This window comes from Mesorhizobium sp. WSM4820, from assembly GCF_055811075.1.
This window is the reverse complement of record NZ_JBVVQN010000012.1, coordinates 1-17021: the sequence shown is the minus strand read 5'-3', so window position 1 is coordinate 17021 and position 17021 is coordinate 1. Positions and strand designations below refer to the sequence as shown.

Sequence of the window (17021 nt, the reverse complement as noted above, 5' to 3'; positions counted from 1 at the left end):
ATGCCGTTCATTCGCGAATCGATCATCACCACGGTCAACAAAGCCGGCGACCTCCACATCGCGCCGATCGGCATCATCGCCGAGAAGGACGGCTGGGTCATCGCGCCGTTCCGGCCGTCGATCACGCTCGACAATCTCGCCGAAGTGCCGTTCGCCATTGCCAATTACACCGATGACGTGCGCATCTTTGCCGGCTGCCTGACCGGCCGCAAGCATTGGCCGACCGTTGCGGTCGACGGGTTTCCGGTGCCGCGGCTCGCAGCGGCGCTCGCGCATTCGGTCCTCGAAGTCGAAAGCGTGGACGACGATGCCATGCGGCCTCGCCATTTCTGCCGCGTGGTGCAGGAGGAAACGCATGCGCCGTTCACCGGCTTCAACCGCGCCAAGGCGGCGGTGCTGGAACTGGCCATCCTGGTCAGCCGGCTCGGCATGCTGCCGCGCGACAAGATCGAGGCGGAAATCGCCTACCTTTCGATTGCCATCGAAAAGACTGCGGGCGAGGGCGAAAAAGAAGCCTGGGACTGGCTGATGCAGCGTGTCGGCGATCACCTTGCGGCCGAGGATGCCAGCGGCGAGGATGCGCGGGGCTGAACCGGATATGCTGAACCAGGGTAAGCGTCCGGTCTGACGCGTTTTAGCACACGGTGGCGGTGATCCAGCGGCCAAGCGCAGGTTGCCGGAACCGACTCATGAGTGCGCGCCCCGTTTATCCAATCATGTGAGCCACTGGCATGCCCCCAGCGCCGGGCTTGGCCATCAATTCGCAATGAGGTCAGAGATCGAGGCAAACGGTGCCTAGCGGCCGGCTGCAGCAAGCCAGCACATAACCAGCCGCCTTCTCTTCAAGGCTGAGTCCTCCAAGGTCGTCGATCACGACGTCACCTGAGAGCTTGACCGTCCGACAGGTTCCGCAAATGCCCTGCTGGCATGCGGTAGGGATGTAGAGGCCGCTATTGCGCGCCGCATCGAGCAGAGTCTCTCCAGGCGCACACAGGTGCTCCACGCCAGACCGGGCGAAACGGACACAAGTCGGGCCAGCGGCAGCCGATTGAGGAGCCATGGAATTGCCCACGGCGCCGCCGAAACTTTCCTCGTGATACTGGGAGGGTGCGATGCCGATCTCCGCGACACAGGCCCGAACCGTCTGCATAAACGGCTCGGGGCCGCAAACGTAAGACGTGCGCTGGTGAAGGTCCGGAGCCAGCCGCAAGAGCATGGGGCCGTCGATGCGACCGAAAGGGCCCTGCCACGCCGAACCTTCCTGGCTGCAGATGAAGCTTACATCGACATTGGAGAATCGCGCGGCGAGCGCCTCTAACTCGGAGCGGAAGGCGATGTCGTCCGCCGTCCGAGCGCAGTGAATGAAACGGATGTCATGGCCAGATGCCCGGTCGGTTAGCGCCCGCAGCATCGACATAACGGGAGTGATGCCGCTGCCGCCCGAAAGGAAAAGCGGCTTCTCGGATGGTAGATCGTCGAAGTTGAAACGTCCGACCGGCCCTTCGATTTCAATGTTGTGGCCCGGCCGGAGATTGTCGTGAAGCCAGTTGGAAACAAGCCCGCCCTTCGCCCGCTTCACCGTGATCTGCAGGTCGAGCGGTCGAGTCGGCGGCGACGACACCGAGTACGGTCTCGTTACCCGGGTGCCGTCGATTGTCAGGTTCAGGACTAAATACTGGCCTGCACTAAAGCTGAACATGTGGCCAGAAGCAGCTGAAAAGACGAATGTCTTAACGTCGTGTGTCTCATCGATGACGCGCCGGCAGCGCACGAACTGTCTTGAGCTCTCCGCCCATTGCCGTTGACGCAGCGCTGGAGCGAAATCGGTGGCCGAAAAGGGAGCGTGCGCGTTCATGATTGGACTCTGCTTGACCCGACCAGAATGGCAGCCGGGATACTTTCAAAAAAGCGGCAGATGTCGGCTTTACAATCGGATATTTCGATCTAGCTTTCCATGGACATAACGGCCAGATGGAGCGCGCGAATCCCTCTACGGATGATCGGCTCGTGCTTGCGGCGCGCCAAAATAGCGGTGTGAACCGGCTGCTGAAGCGCGGGCGCGCCCTCGACCACAAAAGACGGCCGCTCGGCGGTATACCGCCGAGCATCGTCACTGCGCATATAGCAAGTGCCACCCATGCGCCGCAGCATCGCTTCGGCGAGCGTTTCCGAGCCCATCGAAAGACGGCCTATTGCCAATTGCGGCAGCGCCTCGGCGTGGGCTTTTTCAAGCGCGACCGTGTAGCCCGGCCGGATATACGTATCCGCGTTGACCTCCGACAGGATCCTGGCCGCCGTAGACACCATCACATATTCTTCAACCATGAGAGGATCGTAGGAGATTTCAGGGAGGTATCGGGGCGCGTAGACCACAGCAATATCGAGGTTTCCCAAGCTCAAGTCGGAAATCATCTGCGGCGAGTAGTCGGACTCTACGTGAATTGACGATTTCGGCAGCACCTGGAACAGAGTTTCCACCCAACCCGGCAATATCGATCGCGTCATCCCGACCTGCGCAGCGACGCGCAAGGTGCCCTCGAACCGGTTGAATGCCCGAACGTCATGGCGGGCCTGAGACCATGTCGACAGCATCGCGCGCGCATAGGCTTCGAAACGTCGCCCCGCCGCGGTCGGTTCGGCGCCGGCGCGTCCCCTCAGGAAGAGCTCCGAACCGATGGCCTGCTCTAGGTTCCTGATGCGGGTACTGACCGTCGACTGCGTAACCCCAAGACGATCGGCCGTACGGTTGAAATTTCGCGACTCCATAATGTCGAGAAAGGTCTCAATGTGATCCAGCTGCATGTGGCCTCGCGATCGAAAAATCCGATCGTATTACCTCAGATCACAAGCTTGATCAAATAATTCCCAAGGCGGAAGCTGCGGTTGAAGAAGCCGGCTGGGTTAGCCGGCCTGCCGCGCCAGGGGAGTTGGTTAGGGTGTTCATAGTCGATTGCGATTGTCACAATTACTGGTCGAGCGCTACGGTGCTCGAGCCATATCTTTCCGGCGTCTGGAAAGACATGTTCACAGAAGGCGAAAAAACTGGTCCGAGAGGCGCCTTCCCCCACGGTCACCGTCCGTGGTTTCACCCGCAGGATTTCTCCCGGAAGGACGTCAGGCCCGAGACGGAGGCCGACAACTATCTCGTCATGAAAGAAAAGCACCTCGACAAATACAATGTCGGAGCCGCTATCCTCACCGGCGACGAGCCGATCGAAGCCTCCACGCTAGCCAATCCCTATTACGCAAGTGCACTGGTCAGCGCCTATAACGACTACCAAATCGCCGAATGGCTTCCCAAAGACAGTCGTTTTATGGGCTCCATCATCATCGCGCCGCAGGATCCGAAGCTCGCAGCAGCCGAGATCCGCCGCCTCGGCAACCATCCGCGTATGGTGCAGGTTCTGGCCTCCCAAGGCTCGGTCAAACCCTACGGTGATCCGTTCTACCATCCCATTTTCGAGGCTTGCGCCGAAGTCGGGCTGCCATTCGCGATCCACCTGGGCGGCCATGGCGGCATCAACTGGAATGCGGTGGCACCGGCTCCCACGACCTTCTTCTGGGAGACGCACGCTATTCTTCACATGTCGGCCTTGTCGCATGTGGCAAGCATGATCGCGCATGGCGTTTTCGAAAAATGGCCGGACCTGTATTTCGTGATCATCGAGTGCGGTGTGGCCTGGGTTCCATCGGTATTATGGCGTCTGGACGCAGATTACAAAGCGCTGCGCAAGGAAACGCCGTGGCTGAAGATGCTGCCCTCGGAGTATTGCCGGCGCAATATCCGCTTTTCCACGCAGCCGCTGGAGCAGCCCGCGAACATACAGCATCTCTGGTCCACTCTCGAAGCGATGGACGGCGAGAACACGCTGATGTTTGCCTCCGACTACCCGCATTGGGATTATGACGATGCCAACACGCTGCACATCCCGCCTGCCTGGAGGAGCAAGATCATGGGGTTGAATGCGCTCGAGGTCTATAAACGCATTCCCCGCACGCAAGCGGCTAATGCCGCCTGACGGGAGCAGACAATGGCTGAGAAGACATACATTTGCCGGGTCGAAGAAATCGAGACCGGAACTCCCTACATCGCGAAAATCCGCAGCCTTTCAGTCGGGGTATTCCGCATCGGAAATTCATTCCATGCCTTGCTGAACGTTTGTCCGCACCGAGGCGCTCCGCTTTGCGAGGGACCGCAATGCGGAACCACGGCGCCGGTCGACCAAGCGCAGTTCATCTATCACCGCGAGAACGAGATCGTGCGCTGCGCCTGGCACGGTTGGGAATTCGACATAAAAACCGGTGCGGCCCTGGTCGATCCGGGCGTACGTGCCCGAACATTCCCGGTCACGGTGGAAGCTGGTGAAATCTATGTAACGGCGTAAGATTTGTGTCGAAAACGCTGAAAACCGAAAGGAGGCAAATCGGCTGAATCCGCCAGATCTGCTCGATAATGCCAACAACAAGCATGCGGGAAATCCGCAATGGGAGGAAGCAGTGTCAGAATCTGAATATAAACTCCGCCTGGCGCAAAACCTGATCGGCCGCGGCAAGGTTTCGCGCCGTGATTTCATCCAGCTCGGGCTGGCGGCCGGCCTGACGGTCGCCGCCGGCGTCAAGCTCTTCGTGACCGTGGCGCGGGCCGAACCGCAGCGGGGCGGCTTCGCCAAGCTCGGCATGGCACATGGCGCGACGACGGATTCTATCGATCCGGCCGGCTATCCCGACACCTTCACGCAAACCGCCTTTTCGGGTGCCATGTCCAACAGCCTGACCGAGGTCGACGCGAAAGGCAGCATCCAACCGGATCTTGCCGAAAGCTTCGAGACCTCGGACGACGCGACGACGTGGGTATTCAAGCTGCGCAAAGGTGCGACCTTCCACAACGGCAAGACCGTAACAGCGGATGACGTGGTCGCCTCGATGCAATACCACATGGGAGTCGACACCAAATCGGCGGCGAAGTCGCTGCTGGAATCGGTGACCAATATCAAGGCGGACGGTCCGGAAACGATCGTTTTTAAACTAAACAGCGGCAATGCAGACTTTCCCTACATCATGAGCGACTATCACCTTGTCGTCATGCCTGCCAAGGACGGAAAGGCGGACTGGGAATCGGGCGTCCGGACCGGTGCCTTCGTGCTTGAGAACTTTCAGCCCGGCGTCTCGGCCAAGCTCAAGCGCAATCCCAACTACTTCAAGAACGGCAAACCCTATTTTGACGAGGTGGAGTTTATCGCCATCACAGACCTCGCAGCGCGTATGGCCGCGCTGTCAACCGGCGAGGTGGATTATATCGGCCGCGCCGACCTGAAAACGCTCGGTATGCTGAAGCGCAAGCCGAATATCGAAATCCTCGAGGTCACCGGATACGGCCATTACACGCTGCCGATGAACGTGACGGTGGCGCCATTCGACAACCCCGATGTGCGCATGGCGTTGAAATGGGCCATCGATCGCGAGGAAATCGCGCAGAAGATCTTCCTTGGCCATGCAACCGTCGGAAATGACAACCCGATCGCACCGGCGATCAAGTTCGCCATCAATCCGGAGCCGCAGCACAAGTTCGATCCGGAAAAGGCGCGCTTCCATCTGAAAAAAGCGGGAATCGAAAATCTCAAGGTCGACCTTTCCGTCGCCGACGCCGCTTTCGCCGGCGCCGTGGACGCAGCCGCCCTCATCCGCGAGACGGCGGCCCAATGCGGCATCGATGTCAATGTGGTGCGCGAGGCCGAGGACGCCTATTGGGACAATGTCTGGCTCAAGAAACCGTGGTGCGCCTCCTATTGGAGCGGTCGTGCAACGGCCGACTGGATGTTCACGCAGGCCTACTCGGCCGATTCCAGCTGGAACGAGACGTTCTGGAAAAATCCCCGCTTCAACGAACTGCTGATCCAGGCACGCGCGGAGACCGACGAGGCCAAGCGCTCCGCGATGTATGCCGAAATGCAGCAGTTGACGCATGACGACGGCGGCGCCATCGTCCTGGTCTTCAACAATTTTGTCAGTGCCAAGTCCAAGAAACTGGCGCACGGCGAGCTGGCGCCGAACTGGGAGAATGACGGACTGAAGATGGCCGAGCGCTGGTGGGTAGCCAACGCGTGACGTTTGCCAGGCGAACCGCCCGCGGCGGTTCGCTCTTTCAGGGGAAAGGCTCGAAGGCACCGCCCATGAATCCGGTCGTTAGGACGGTTCTGCAGCGCCTGGGCCTCGGCCTGATCACGCTGTTCATCGTCACCATCATCATCTTTTCGGCGATTGCCATGCTTCCGGGCGATTTCGCCAAGGCGATGCTCGGGCAATCCGCGACGCCCGAGACGGTCGCCGCATTCCAGCGCGAGATCGGCATCGATCGTCCGCCGGTTGAGCGCTATTTCGCCTGGGTCGGGCAGATCGTGCAGGGGGATTTCGGCTCTTCCTTCGCAAGCCGCACCGGCTACCGGCGCACAGTCGCCGAGATCATTGCGCCCCGGCTCTACAACACGATGTTCCTTGCCGTGATGACCGCCCTTATAGCGGTTCCACTCGCGCTGGGACTTGGCATTCTCGCCGCTCTCTACCGCAACAGCTGGTTCGACCGTGTGGTGAACACGGTGACGCTGACGACGATTTCATTCCCCGAATTCTTCGTCGCCTATATGCTGGCCTATCTCATCATCTCGCGCGACACGTTCATCGGAACCGAGTTCGCACAATCTCTGCCCGAGTGGCTCGCGGCCTCGATCAACTGGGTCCTGAACCTGGTTCCCAAATTTCCGACACTGGCAAATATCAGCGACCGAACGCCGTTCTGGGAGCACGTCTGGCGCGCAGCGCTGCCGTCCATCACCCTGACGCTGGTGATTGTTGCCCATATGATGCGTATGACGCGAGCGGCGATTATCAACATGCTGGCAAGCCCCTATATCGACATGGCGCGGCTCAAGGGAATGTCGCCAATGGCAATCGTTCTCAGACACGCCCTGCCCAATGCCTGGGCGCCCATCGTCACGGTAATTGCTTTCAACCTCGCTTATCTCATCGTCGGCGTGGTCGTGGTCGAGGTGGTGTTCGTCTATCCCGGCATCGGCCAATTGATGGTCGATGCGGTGAAGTCGAGGGATGTTCCGGTCGTGCAAGCCTGCGCCTTGATTTTCGCGGCAACCTACATCCTGCTCAACCTGACCGCCGACATCATTTCCATCGCCACCAATCCGAGGCTTTTGCACCCGCGATGACCAGTATCGAACACGCCGTGGCGGTTCCGAGACAAAGGCGCACGCGCGCCTCGCGGGTAAAAACCGCACTCAGAAAGGCTCCCTTCAGCGCCTGGTTCGGCATCGTGGTCATCCTTGGCTATGTCTTCGTCGCGCTGTCGGCGCCCTGGATAGCGCCCTACGGGGAAACGCAGGTTTTCAGCGAAGCCTTCGCGCCCTGGAGCCAGGAATTCATCGTCGGGACCGACCAACTCGGCCGCGACGTGCTCACCCGGCTTATCTATGGCGCGCGCAATACGGTCGGCATCGCTCTCGCGACTACGCTTCTGTCCTTCGCGGTCGGCGTCACTCTCGGCTTGCTGGCCGCGATGTACCGGGGTTGGCTCGACCAAATTTTGTCACGCGCGGTAGACGTGCTGATGTCGATCCCGAGCCTCATCTTCGCGCTGGTGTTGCTATCCATCTTCGGTTCCTCGGTCACCAGCCTGATCCTCATCATCGCCCTGCTCGATTCAACCCGCGTATTTCGGCTGGCGCGTGCGGTCGGGCTGAATGTTGCCGTCATGGAATATGTCGAAGCCGCGCAACTGCGTGGCGAAGGGCCGAGATGGATTCTGACCAAGGAGATCCTGCCCAACGTGCTGCCGCCGCTGATCGCGGAATTCGGTCTGCGCTTCTGTTTCGTTTTCCTCACCATCGCCGCGCTCTCCTTTCTCGGCGTCGGCATCCAGCCCCCGACAGCCGACTGGGGCTCGATGGTGCGGGAAAACGCCACCCTCATCACCTATGGCGACATTACTCCGCTCTTGCCGGCAGGCGCGATCGCCCTTCTCACGGTTTCTGTGAATTTCGTTGTCGATTGGTTCCTGCACACGACAAGCGGGTTGCGCGATGAAAAGTAAGGATTCTGGCCCACGCGAAAAGGGAACGAAACTCCTCAGCGTTCGCGACCTTCACGTCGAAGGGTTTTCCGACGAGCGCTGGCACCCGATCGTTCGCGGTGTGGATCTCTCGCTAAAGCGCGGTGAGGTTCTCGGCCTCATAGGCGAGTCCGGCGCCGGAAAATCCACCATTGGGCTTGCCGCGATGGGATATGCCAAGCCAGGTTGCCGGATAACGCAAGGATCGATCCTGTTCGACGGGATCGACCTCCTCGCCATGAGCGAAACCGCACGGCGGCGGCTCCGAGGCTCGCGCATCGCCTATGTCGCGCAAAGCGCGGCCGCCTCCTTCAACCCGGCCCACCGGCTCCTCGATCAGACCGTCGAAACGGTCGTGGCGCACGGGATCGCCAGTCGCGAGGCAGCGAATCGGGATGCCATCGAACTTTACCGGCGTCTTCACCTGCCGGATCCGGACAGCATCGGCTTCCGCTATCCTCACCAGGTCTCCGGAGGGCAGTTGCAGCGGGCAATGACCGCGATGGCGATGGCCTGCCGGCCCGACCTGATCATCTTCGACGAGCCGACGACGGCGCTCGACGTGACCACACAGGTGGAGGTCCTCGCCTCGATCCGCAAGATTGTCGAAGAATTCAACACTGCCGCGATCTACGTCACGCATGATCTGGCGGTGGTTGCGCAGATGGCGGACCGGATCATGGTTCTGCGCCATGGCCGTACTGTGGAGGAGGCCGAAACACGCCAGATGCTTGCGGCGCCGGCCGAAGACTATACGAGGACGCTCTGGGCGGTGCGAAAGCTAGCCAAACCCGAAGTGCCGGCCGCGGACCATCTGCTCACGATCGATAACATCACCGCCGCCTACGCAGGGAAAGTCAAGGTTCTGCAGGATGTATCGATCAAGGTGCCGCGCGGACGGACGGTAGCGGTCGTCGGTGAATCTGGTTCCGGTAAATCAACGCTCGCCCGCGTCATCACCGGCCTGCTGCCGCCGGTCTCGGGCTCGATCTCATTTGCGGGGCATCGTTTGCCAAGAACACTGAAAGAGAGGCCCAAAGACATTCTGCGCCGCATCCAGATGATCTATCAGATGCCTGACAACGCGCTCAATCCGCGTCAGACCGTCGAGGAGGTCATCTCCCGGCCACTTGAGTTCTATCTCGGCCTCAAAGGGGCGGCGTGCGACCGCCGCGTTGGCGAACTCATGCACATGATCGAGATGGACGAAAGCTTCCTCGACCGCCTGCCGGGCGAACTCTCGGGCGGTCAGAAGCAGCGCATCTGCATTGCCCGGGCGCTGGCTGCTAATCCGGAGCTCATCATCTGCGACGAGGTGACCTCGGCCCTCGACCAGATCGTACAAGAAGAGATCCTGAAGCTTCTTATGCGGCTGCAACAAGAATTCGGAGTCAGCTACATTTTCATCACGCACGACATCGCGACGGTGCGGGCAATCGCAGACGAAATTGTCGTCATGCATCAAGGCAAAGTCGTCGAGCAGGGGCTCAAGACCGAAATCCTGACGCCGCCGCATGCTCCGTATACCGAACTGCTTCTCTCCTCCGTGCCGGAGATGGATCCAGACTGGCTGACGAAGCTGCTGGAAACCCGGGAGCGCAAGCGGGTCGGCGCGGCGAACTGAATCCCAACGTATTGACCGCTTGGCTCCAGTTCTCGCGCGAACGTCGGTTATGCCGCAACCGCGACGTCCAGAATGGTCGCAACAATGTCTGCTTTCAGGCAGTAGCAACGGCCATCTCAATGGGTCGAAGTGAGGCGATCCACGCCGACTAACTCGTGAACCACGCGGCATGCTGCCGGTGCACGAGTGAAGCCAATGATCGAAAGTCTCATGCCGCGTTGGTAACCCGGCTGGAACTAAAGACGCCACCCGCCATGCCCCAACCCAACGCGGTTGATCTCGTTTGACCAGCCATCTTGCTGGTCGGGCTCTTAGTCGTATTGGCACTCGTCGTGGGCCACTAGAGTCCCCGATGATACAATGTCCGGCAGATGAGGGGTCATCACTCTTGATACCACGATGCAACAGCAGCTAGGACCGGCCATATTTGTTACGAATGGTATCGATGTCGGATTGATCGCCCCGGCCTCGTCGTTCCAGAAAATGAAGGAGCAACGATATGTCTGAAAAGGAAGTCTTGTCTGTCATCCGGGGTCAGGAAGACGCAACTGCCAAGGGGGACGCCCGCGCCAACGTCGATGCCATGGACCCGGATGTCGTGGTTTTCGATCTGCCGCCGCCGCTTGCCTATCGAGGCGAACAGGCACGCGACATCGAAGGGATAAATGCTTGGTTTGAAACTTGGCGCAACGGCGTCACCGTTCACATGGCTGACCCGCAGCTCATGATCGACGGCGATCTTGCAGTGGCCTTCGGGCTGTCGCGCATGACTGGCATTAAGACCGATGGCACAAAGGTCGACTCCTGGAGCCGGCGAACCATCGTGCTAAGGCGCATCGCCGGTTCTTGGAAAATCATCCACGAGCATGCCAGCTTCCCTATGGCAATGGACGGAAGTGGGCGCGCTGTGACGGATCTCTTGCCGTAGTTCCGGAACGGCTAACGTCCTCAACAGGGATGTCGGCTTCACGCGGCAAGGGTTCGTAGGTGAACGGTCGATTTGGCGGCGCGTTGCTGACAGTCAGCCTTGCGGCCGTTGGCGGACTTGCGGCTTAGAGGCTGAATGTCAGAAGCGTTCGGGAGCCTATATCCGTTCCCAAAATCGCACATTGAGCGCAACCAGCGGTTCTGACCCTAAGCTGCCGTTTCACCTTGGAAGTTCGGGCCGGGTGGGACAGCGGACGTTCCGCGATATCCAAGTCAGATCTTGCAGGAAAATGACAAAAGCCCGGAAGCAGTCGATCCTGGGTCGATCATGTCCTTGTCTGATCAGGGATTATGATGACATCGCTGCGTCGGCCGCCTCGGCGGCGCGCCGCCTCAACAGGGCATGTTCCCGCCTGTTGCCCGCCAGCGCCGCGGCTGCTTCGAACGCGGCGCGCGCCTCCTCGTAGCGGCCGAGCTTGTGGAGGAGGTCGCCGCGAACGCTCGGCAGCAGGTGATAGCCTTTGAGCGCCGGCTCGCGCGCAAGGCGGTCTACGATCGCCAGCGCCACTTCTGGCCCCTCGGCCATGCCGACGGCAACCGCGCGGTTGAGGTCAATGATTGGCGAGCGCACGACAGCCGCCAGTTCCGCATAAAGTCCGGCGATGCGCGACCAGTCGGTATCGCCCGCTGTCCTCGCCTGGGCGTGGCAGGCGATAATCGTCGCCTGGAGGACGTAAATGCCGCCGGCTCCGCCTAATTCGCGTGCTCGCCCGAGCGCCTGCATCCCGCGCCGGATCTGGAGCTGGTCCCAGAGTGCGCGGTTCTGGTCCAGCATGAGGATTGGCTCGCCCCCTGCATCAGTACGCGCCGCCGTGCGCGAGGCGTTCAGCTCCATCAGAGCGAGCAGTCCATGGGCTTCGGGCTCGTGCGGCACGATGGAGGTGAGCACGCGGCCCATGCGAAGCGCTTCATTGCAGAGCTGGGGGCGCAGCCAGTCCTCGCCGCTCGCCGCGGTGTAGCCTTCGTTGAAGATGAGGTAGACGACCTCCAGCACCGAGGAGAGCCGCTTTGAGAGCTCCTCGCCGCTTGGGGTCTCGTAGGCCAGCCCCGATTCCGAAAGAGTCCGCTTCGCGCGCACGATGCGCTGGGCGATCGTCGCCTCCGGCAGCAGGAAGGCCCTGGCGATCTCCTCGGTTGTCAGGCCGCAGACCATCCGCAGTGCCAGCGCCGCGCGCGCCTCGCGCGATAGTCGCGGGTGACAGGCGGTGAAGGTGAGCCGAAGCAGTTCATCGCCGATGTCGTCGTCCAGGGCCGAGTCGAGGTCGGGCATGGCCTGCTGCTCCTCCTCCATGTCCCAGGCGATAATGTCATGCTTGCGCTCGAGCATCCGGCTGCGACGCAGATGATCCAGGGCCCGGCGCTTGGCGGTCGCCATCAGCCAGGCGCCGGGTTTTTCCGGAACGCCTGTGGCCGGCCACCGCTCAAGGGCGGCCAGCAGGGCTTCCTGCGTCAAATCCTCGGCCAACGGCACATCGCGCAGCATCCTCGCCAGACTGGTGATCAGCCGGGGCTGCTCGATCCGCCACGCGGCGAGGATCGTGCGATGGGCGTCGGCGACCGTCATGGCCGCCGACGCCGTCTGCAGGAACGTCGCCTCAAGGGCCGGCAAACGCGCGGACCTCGCACGTGCCCTCCCAATCCGGCATGAAATCCTTGTGGAGCTGCATGAACTCGACCGCCGACGCCACGGCCTCTTCCTTGTTCCGGAACTCCATGATCGCGTAGCCGCCGATGACCTCCTTCGCCTCGACGAACGGACCGTCGATGACGCTGAGCTTCCCCTCGGCGATGCGCACTTGTGCGCCCATCGCGACCGGCGTGAGCCCGCCCATGTCCACCATGCGGCCGGCCTTGATTTCCCGGTCGGCGAGCTTGTTCATCGCCTCGATGAGTTCCGCCGTCGGCGGTCCAGCGTGGGCGGAAGTGACGAACGACATGAAGCGCATTTGAGAACTCCTCCTGAGGCGAGCCGCGGACGTGGTGGCCGCTGAACAGTCTCGCTAATTAAGTCGACGAACCAGCCCCCGGCGGATCGACACGCGCTTTGAATAAAATCACGCCCAGGCTGTAATGACGATGGGCGAGTGAACAGGGTCGATTGACCAACCCCATCTAACGTCCAACGTCGTGAGTTCCGTTGCCGCGTTATTTTGGCGCCTAGGAGGCTGGTACTAACTTCCGCCAAGGGTCGACTTCCGCCGTTGGACGTCCGTCAATTTAACGGCCGGTTCTGACCCATTCAAGACCTTCATTCTCGGCGTTGCGAATGGCAGCAACGCGCCTAATCTCAGCCGTTCGTCGACGCTCAGCTCGATCCCGAATCCCGCCTTTCGCTCAGTCGTTGTGATGGGCTCGCGTCAATACGTGCAATCCAATGGATTGGCGGCTATCCGCCGGCATGATCCCGCCGCAGGAGCGAAGTCCGCCTCACGCAAGAAACGCGCCGTCCGATGAAGGCCGAGTTGGATTCGAACCAACGGCCGCTTGATGAACAGTCGAGATCTCTACCGGTGAGCTATCGGGGAGCTGCTGATACCAAACTCAACTTAATTTCGGATTGGGCTATAAGGCACTTGCCGAATATGGTGGCCACGTGCTTGCCGCCCTATTTCACCAAAGACGGGCCCGCCGGAATGAAGGCCAGCTGTCGGGGACCGGCAGGGAGCCAGTCAGCGACTGACGTTGGGTCGTTTGCCGGAATGCCGCCGTCGAGGAACGAGAAGGCACTGGCTGGGTGTTGATGGCCACATCGGGAGGTGAACCCATGGAACCGCGCGCCAAGAAACAGGAGAACCTTTCCCGACTCGAACGGGCCGCGCAACAGACTGCTGACCCAAAAACTATGGAACAGAAGGCGAAAAAGCCCGAGGAAAAATTCCGCTTCAGCCTACGCAAGGAAGACGTCTGGTGGACGGTTGGTTTCGCTGCCGCTGCCTTGCTGCTTTTTGGCATCCAAGTCCTGATCAATTGGCGCTTAGAATGGCTTGACGCGCCTTTGCGCGTTCGCGTGCTGAACTACGTCAGGGGCGGCCTTCTCATTTTCGTTATGCTGACCGTTGCGAATGTTATCGAAGTCTTTCTCATTGGCCGAATTCCCAATCGTGTTTCGCGCTTCAACTTGCAACGTATTTTTCGATTAGTCGTCGTCGTCGCCATCGTCTTCGTGACCATTTCAGTCTTATTTGTGAACTGGTACACTGCGGTTGTTTCACTCGGCCTGATTTCACTGATTCTCGGCTTTGCGCTGCAAATGCCGATCTCCAGTTTCATCGCGTGGATTTATATTTTGGCCAGGGCGCCTTATCGCGTTGGCGACCGCATTCGCATCGGCGATGCCCATGGCGATGTCATTGATGTCAGCTATCTCGACACGACATTATGGGAATTCGGCGGCGAACATCTTTGGACCGATCATCCGAGCGGACGCGTCATCAAGTTTCCGAACTCCACCGTGTTTGACGCGCCGGTCTTCAACTATTCCTGGCCGCTGTTTCCCTATATCTGGAACGAAATCAAGTTCCAGCTCGCTTATGAAAGCGATCTGGAATTCGTAGCGAAAACCATGAGAGAGGTCGTCGACGAGCAGATCGGCGACATCATGAGCCAGAAGGTGAAGGTCTATAAGCACATCCTGTCGCAAACGCCGGTGGACGAACTCGAAGTGAAGGAGCATCCCGTGGTTCATTTTCGCGTCAGTGAAAACACCTGGCTCGAGGCCATTGTGCGTTACCTCGTGCCGCCGAAGGAAGCGGGGCGCACCAAAACACGCTTGATCAAGGAAATGCTGGCGCGAATGAATGCAAAACCCGATCGCGTGCTGTTTCCGAAGAGCAATTTGAGGTGAACTTCCTCAGGCCACGCCGCGCGGAGCCACCCCGCCCGCATCGCGGCAGGCTGATGCATCTGGAGCGCCTATGATGAAGCCGACCGGATCCACCGAGGCAGTGAGGATCGAGGAGCTTGACGACGCGGGGCTGGTTGAACACGCGCGACAGCGTGACCCCGCCGCATTCTGGTTAATCATCAAGCGTCACAATCAGCGGCTTCACCGGGTCGCCCGCGCCGTCCTGAACGACGACACCGAGGCCGAGGACGTACTTCAGGAGACCTATATCCACGCCTTCACCCATCTGGCCGAATTCCGCGCGGAGGCGCAGCTGTCGACCTGGCTCACCCGGATCGCGCTGAACGAGGCGCTGGGACGCCGCCGGAAAAGGCGGCCCACCGTCGACGTGAAAGCCATCGAGGGCATGGTCGCTCCGTTCAGCGCCCACAAGCCTGATCCCGAAGAGGCGGCCGCTCTCGCTGAAATCCGCAACCTCCTGGAGCGAGCCGTCGGTGGCTTGCCAGAGCCCTTTCGCATCGTCTTTGTCATGCGAGACGTCGAGGAAATGAGCATTGAGGAAACGGCTTTTCTCTTGGCATTGCGACCTCAGACGGTGAGCACCCGTCTTTATCGCGCACGCCGGCTGCTCCGCGAGGCGCTGCGGGACAAGCTCGCCACCGTGTTCACGGATACGTTTCTCTTCGCTGGCGTCCGTTGTGACCGCCTCGCGCAATCAGTCCTCGATCGGCTCGCAATCCGCCTGGTTCGAAAGGACACCCATCAGTTGAACACGGCGACTGAGCGCACGTAGACGCCGTGCACGCCGAGATTACGCCGGCTCGTTTCCTGGAGCTCTTGTAGCGGGACGCGGGAATATTTTGGCGGCCCGGACCATCTAATCATCAGGCAAATGCACTCGGCGCCGCGGTGCTGACAGCGGCGTTGAATCAACAAACATAGGAGACCGCCATGCAGGGCGCATTTCACCTATCCCGGCGTCAGTCGCTTCAGGGACTTGTCGTACTCGGTGCCGGAGCGGCACTCGGCGGAATCGCACGGTCTTCTCCGGTATTGGCACAGGACATATCGGACGAGGACATTTTCCGCTTTGCGCTCAACCTCGAATATATGGAGGCTGAATACTACCTCCGCGGCACCACCGGAATGGGCATCGAAGCAGCCGATGTTGGTTCGAAACCCGGCGACGTCGTTGGCGGAAAGCAAGTCTCGTTCGAGACGCCGGCCATCGGCGAATTCATGCAGGAAGTCGCCGAAAATGAACTCGCGCACGTCCGCTTCTACCGCAAGACGCTTGGAACGGACGCTGTTGACCGGCCGGCGATCGATTTCGATGCCGGTTTCAAGGCCGTCGCGGAAGCGGCGGGCCTCGGGTCGGACTTCGACCCCTTCGGCAACGAAACGAACTTCGTTCTCGGCGGGATGTTGTTCGAGGATGTCGGCGTCACCGCCTATGCCGGTGCGGCGACGGTTCTAAAAAACAAGGACTTCCTCGCCGCCGCCGCAGGTATCCTGGCGGTCGAGGCCTACCACATGGGCATGGCGCGATCGACGCTATACCGGAAGGGAGAGGAAGCCTGGAAGGCCGCCAACGCCGTCTGCGATGCCCGAGACAAAATCGACGGATCTGACGATAAGGATCAAGGGATCCAGGTGGATGGAAAAGCCAACATCGTTCCGTCGACGCCCGATGCGATCGCGTTCACCAGAACGCCGCAGGAGGTGCTCCGGATCGTCTACCTCACCGACAAGGACGGAGTGAGCAAGGGCGGCTTCTATCCGGAAGGGATGAACGGCACGCTCAAGAGCACCTGAGCCAACTGCGACGAGGGCTGCTCTTGGAGAAAGACCATGAGTAAAGATGATGATGTGAACCACGGATCGGCAGCTTCAAGCCGAGCGCTGTCTCGCCGCAATTTCCTGAAAGTCTCTGTGACCGGTGCGGCGATTGCCAGCGCCGGCGGCCTTTCAGCCTGTATGACTGGACCGATGGCAGCCGGAAAGACAACCAAGGCGCTGGCGCTGTACCAGGACACCCCAAATCGTGGCCGACGCTGCGGTGGGTGTACTCACTTCCGAGAGCCAAACGGGTGCGAGATCGTTGCCGGTGCAATCAGCCCAAATGGCTGGTGCCGTTTCCACGAGCCGCTGCCGGCTTGATGCAACAAATTGCGGTCTCCCGCCTTGTGTCTCGGGCGGGAGCAACGCGACGTCAGCTTCCACGTCCAGAGCGGACGTTGGCCGGCCGGCGGTAAGGCGTCCGCCTAGGGTCATGGGCGTGAATTCGTTCTCGGAGAGCGAACGTCCGCATTGGGTCGATCAGCGGAATGGCCGCTTGTCTGTAACTTCGTCCCGAAAGCGGAAGGGCAGGTTTCGTGAAGAGTTTCGGGCGCCGGCAGGCGTACGAAAGTCCCCGAGGAAGGAACCCGCGGGCCACAGGCGATGGCTAT

16 protein-coding genes are annotated in these 17021 nt (G+C 60.4%); 12 read left to right on the top strand and 4 right to left on the bottom strand.

Going from position 1 to position 17021, the window contains the following annotated elements; translation table 11 throughout:
• The gene (locus tag AC0L2R_RS19665; RefSeq protein ID WP_473510944.1) at nt 1-591 is read left to right on the top strand and encodes a DUF447 domain-containing protein; all 591 of its coding nucleotides are present in this window, start codon (nt 1-3) and stop codon (nt 589-591) included.
• A 181-nt stretch (nt 592-772) separates the two neighbouring features.
• Here AC0L2R_RS19665 and AC0L2R_RS19660 read toward each other — a convergent pair whose 3' ends face one another.
• Together AC0L2R_RS19660 and AC0L2R_RS19655 are read right to left on the bottom strand one after the other, a co-directional pair.
• The gene (locus AC0L2R_RS19660) at nt 773-1855 is read right to left on the bottom strand and encodes an FAD-binding oxidoreductase (RefSeq protein ID WP_473510942.1); all 1083 of its coding nucleotides are present in this window, start codon (nt 1853-1855) and stop codon (nt 773-775) included.
• An 89-nt stretch (nt 1856-1944) separates the two neighbouring features.
• Nucleotides 1945-2802, bottom strand: coding sequence for a LysR family transcriptional regulator (locus tag AC0L2R_RS19655; RefSeq protein ID WP_287119401.1), 858 nt, complete (start codon nt 2800-2802; stop codon nt 1945-1947).
• 134 nt (nt 2803-2936) lie between these two features.
• Here AC0L2R_RS19655 and AC0L2R_RS19650 point away from each other — a divergent pair, with 134 nt between their 5' ends.
• The 7 genes from AC0L2R_RS19650 to AC0L2R_RS19620 all read left to right on the top strand — a co-directional run bounded on the left by AC0L2R_RS19650 (nt 2937) and on the right by AC0L2R_RS19620 (nt 10668).
• Nucleotides 2937-4019, top strand: coding sequence for an amidohydrolase family protein (locus tag AC0L2R_RS19650; protein WP_031254382.1), 1083 nt, complete (start codon nt 2937-2939; stop codon nt 4017-4019).
• Nucleotides 4020-4031: 12 nt separating this feature from the next.
• A complete protein-coding gene (locus tag AC0L2R_RS19645) occupies nt 4032-4385 on the top strand; it encodes a Rieske (2Fe-2S) protein (RefSeq protein WP_027155059.1) in 354 nt (117 codons plus the stop codon).
• A gap of 112 nt (nt 4386-4497) precedes the next feature.
• Nucleotides 4498-6105 carry an ABC transporter substrate-binding protein gene (locus tag AC0L2R_RS19640; protein ID WP_473510940.1) on the top strand — a complete coding sequence of 536 codons (1608 nt, stop codon included), beginning with the start codon at nt 4498-4500 and terminating at the stop codon, nt 6103-6105.
• A 65-nt stretch (nt 6106-6170) separates the two neighbouring features.
• The gene (locus AC0L2R_RS19635) at nt 6171-7217 is read left to right on the top strand and encodes an ABC transporter permease (protein WP_473510938.1); all 1047 of its coding nucleotides are present in this window, start codon (nt 6171-6173) and stop codon (nt 7215-7217) included.
• The gene (locus AC0L2R_RS19630; protein ID WP_023797726.1) at nt 7214-8098 is read left to right on the top strand and encodes an ABC transporter permease; all 885 of its coding nucleotides are present in this window, start codon (nt 7214-7216) and stop codon (nt 8096-8098) included. The genes AC0L2R_RS19635 and AC0L2R_RS19630 overlap by 4 nt, the downstream gene beginning before the upstream one ends.
• Nucleotides 8088-9740: an ABC transporter ATP-binding protein gene (locus AC0L2R_RS19625; protein WP_023797727.1), complete on the top strand. Its 1653-nt coding sequence runs from the start codon at nt 8088-8090 to the stop codon at nt 9738-9740. The genes AC0L2R_RS19630 and AC0L2R_RS19625 overlap by 11 nt, the downstream gene beginning before the upstream one ends.
• A 499-nt stretch (nt 9741-10239) precedes the next feature.
• Entirely contained in the window at nt 10240-10668 is a 429-nt protein-coding gene (locus tag AC0L2R_RS19620; protein WP_287249332.1) for a YybH family protein, read from the top strand.
• Nucleotides 10669-11016: 348 nt separating this feature from the next.
• Here the strand turns inward: AC0L2R_RS19620 and AC0L2R_RS19615 are convergent, their stop codons facing one another.
• Both AC0L2R_RS19615 and AC0L2R_RS19610 read right to left on the bottom strand, forming a co-directional pair.
• Nucleotides 11017-12291, bottom strand: a complete 1275-nt coding sequence (locus AC0L2R_RS19615; RefSeq protein ID WP_473510936.1) for an RNA polymerase sigma factor — start codon at nt 12289-12291, stop codon at nt 11017-11019.
• 31 nt (nt 12292-12322) lie between these two features.
• The gene (locus AC0L2R_RS19610; protein ID WP_023797731.1) at nt 12323-12673 is read right to left on the bottom strand and encodes a YciI family protein; all 351 of its coding nucleotides are present in this window, start codon (nt 12671-12673) and stop codon (nt 12323-12325) included.
• Nucleotides 12674-13491: 818 nt separating this feature from the next.
• Between AC0L2R_RS19610 and AC0L2R_RS19605 the strand changes: the two genes are divergently transcribed.
• From AC0L2R_RS19605 to AC0L2R_RS19590, 4 genes are all read left to right on the top strand, one after another.
• Nucleotides 13492-14571 carry a mechanosensitive ion channel family protein gene (locus tag AC0L2R_RS19605; RefSeq protein ID WP_473510935.1) on the top strand — a complete coding sequence of 360 codons (1080 nt, stop codon included), beginning with the start codon at nt 13492-13494 and terminating at the stop codon, nt 14569-14571.
• A gap of 70 nt (nt 14572-14641) precedes the next feature.
• The gene (locus AC0L2R_RS19600; protein ID WP_473510934.1) at nt 14642-15364 is read left to right on the top strand and encodes an RNA polymerase sigma factor; all 723 of its coding nucleotides are present in this window, start codon (nt 14642-14644) and stop codon (nt 15362-15364) included.
• 158 nt (nt 15365-15522) lie between these two features.
• Complete coding sequence (locus AC0L2R_RS19595) at nt 15523-16386, top strand: ferritin-like domain-containing protein (protein ID WP_473510932.1); 864 nt, start codon at nt 15523-15525, stop codon at nt 16384-16386.
• Between the two features lie 36 nt (nt 16387-16422).
• Nucleotides 16423-16731, top strand: coding sequence for a twin-arginine translocation signal domain-containing protein (locus AC0L2R_RS19590; protein WP_091593897.1), 309 nt, complete (start codon nt 16423-16425; stop codon nt 16729-16731).
• The last annotated feature ends 290 nt before the right edge of the window (nt 16732-17021 follow it).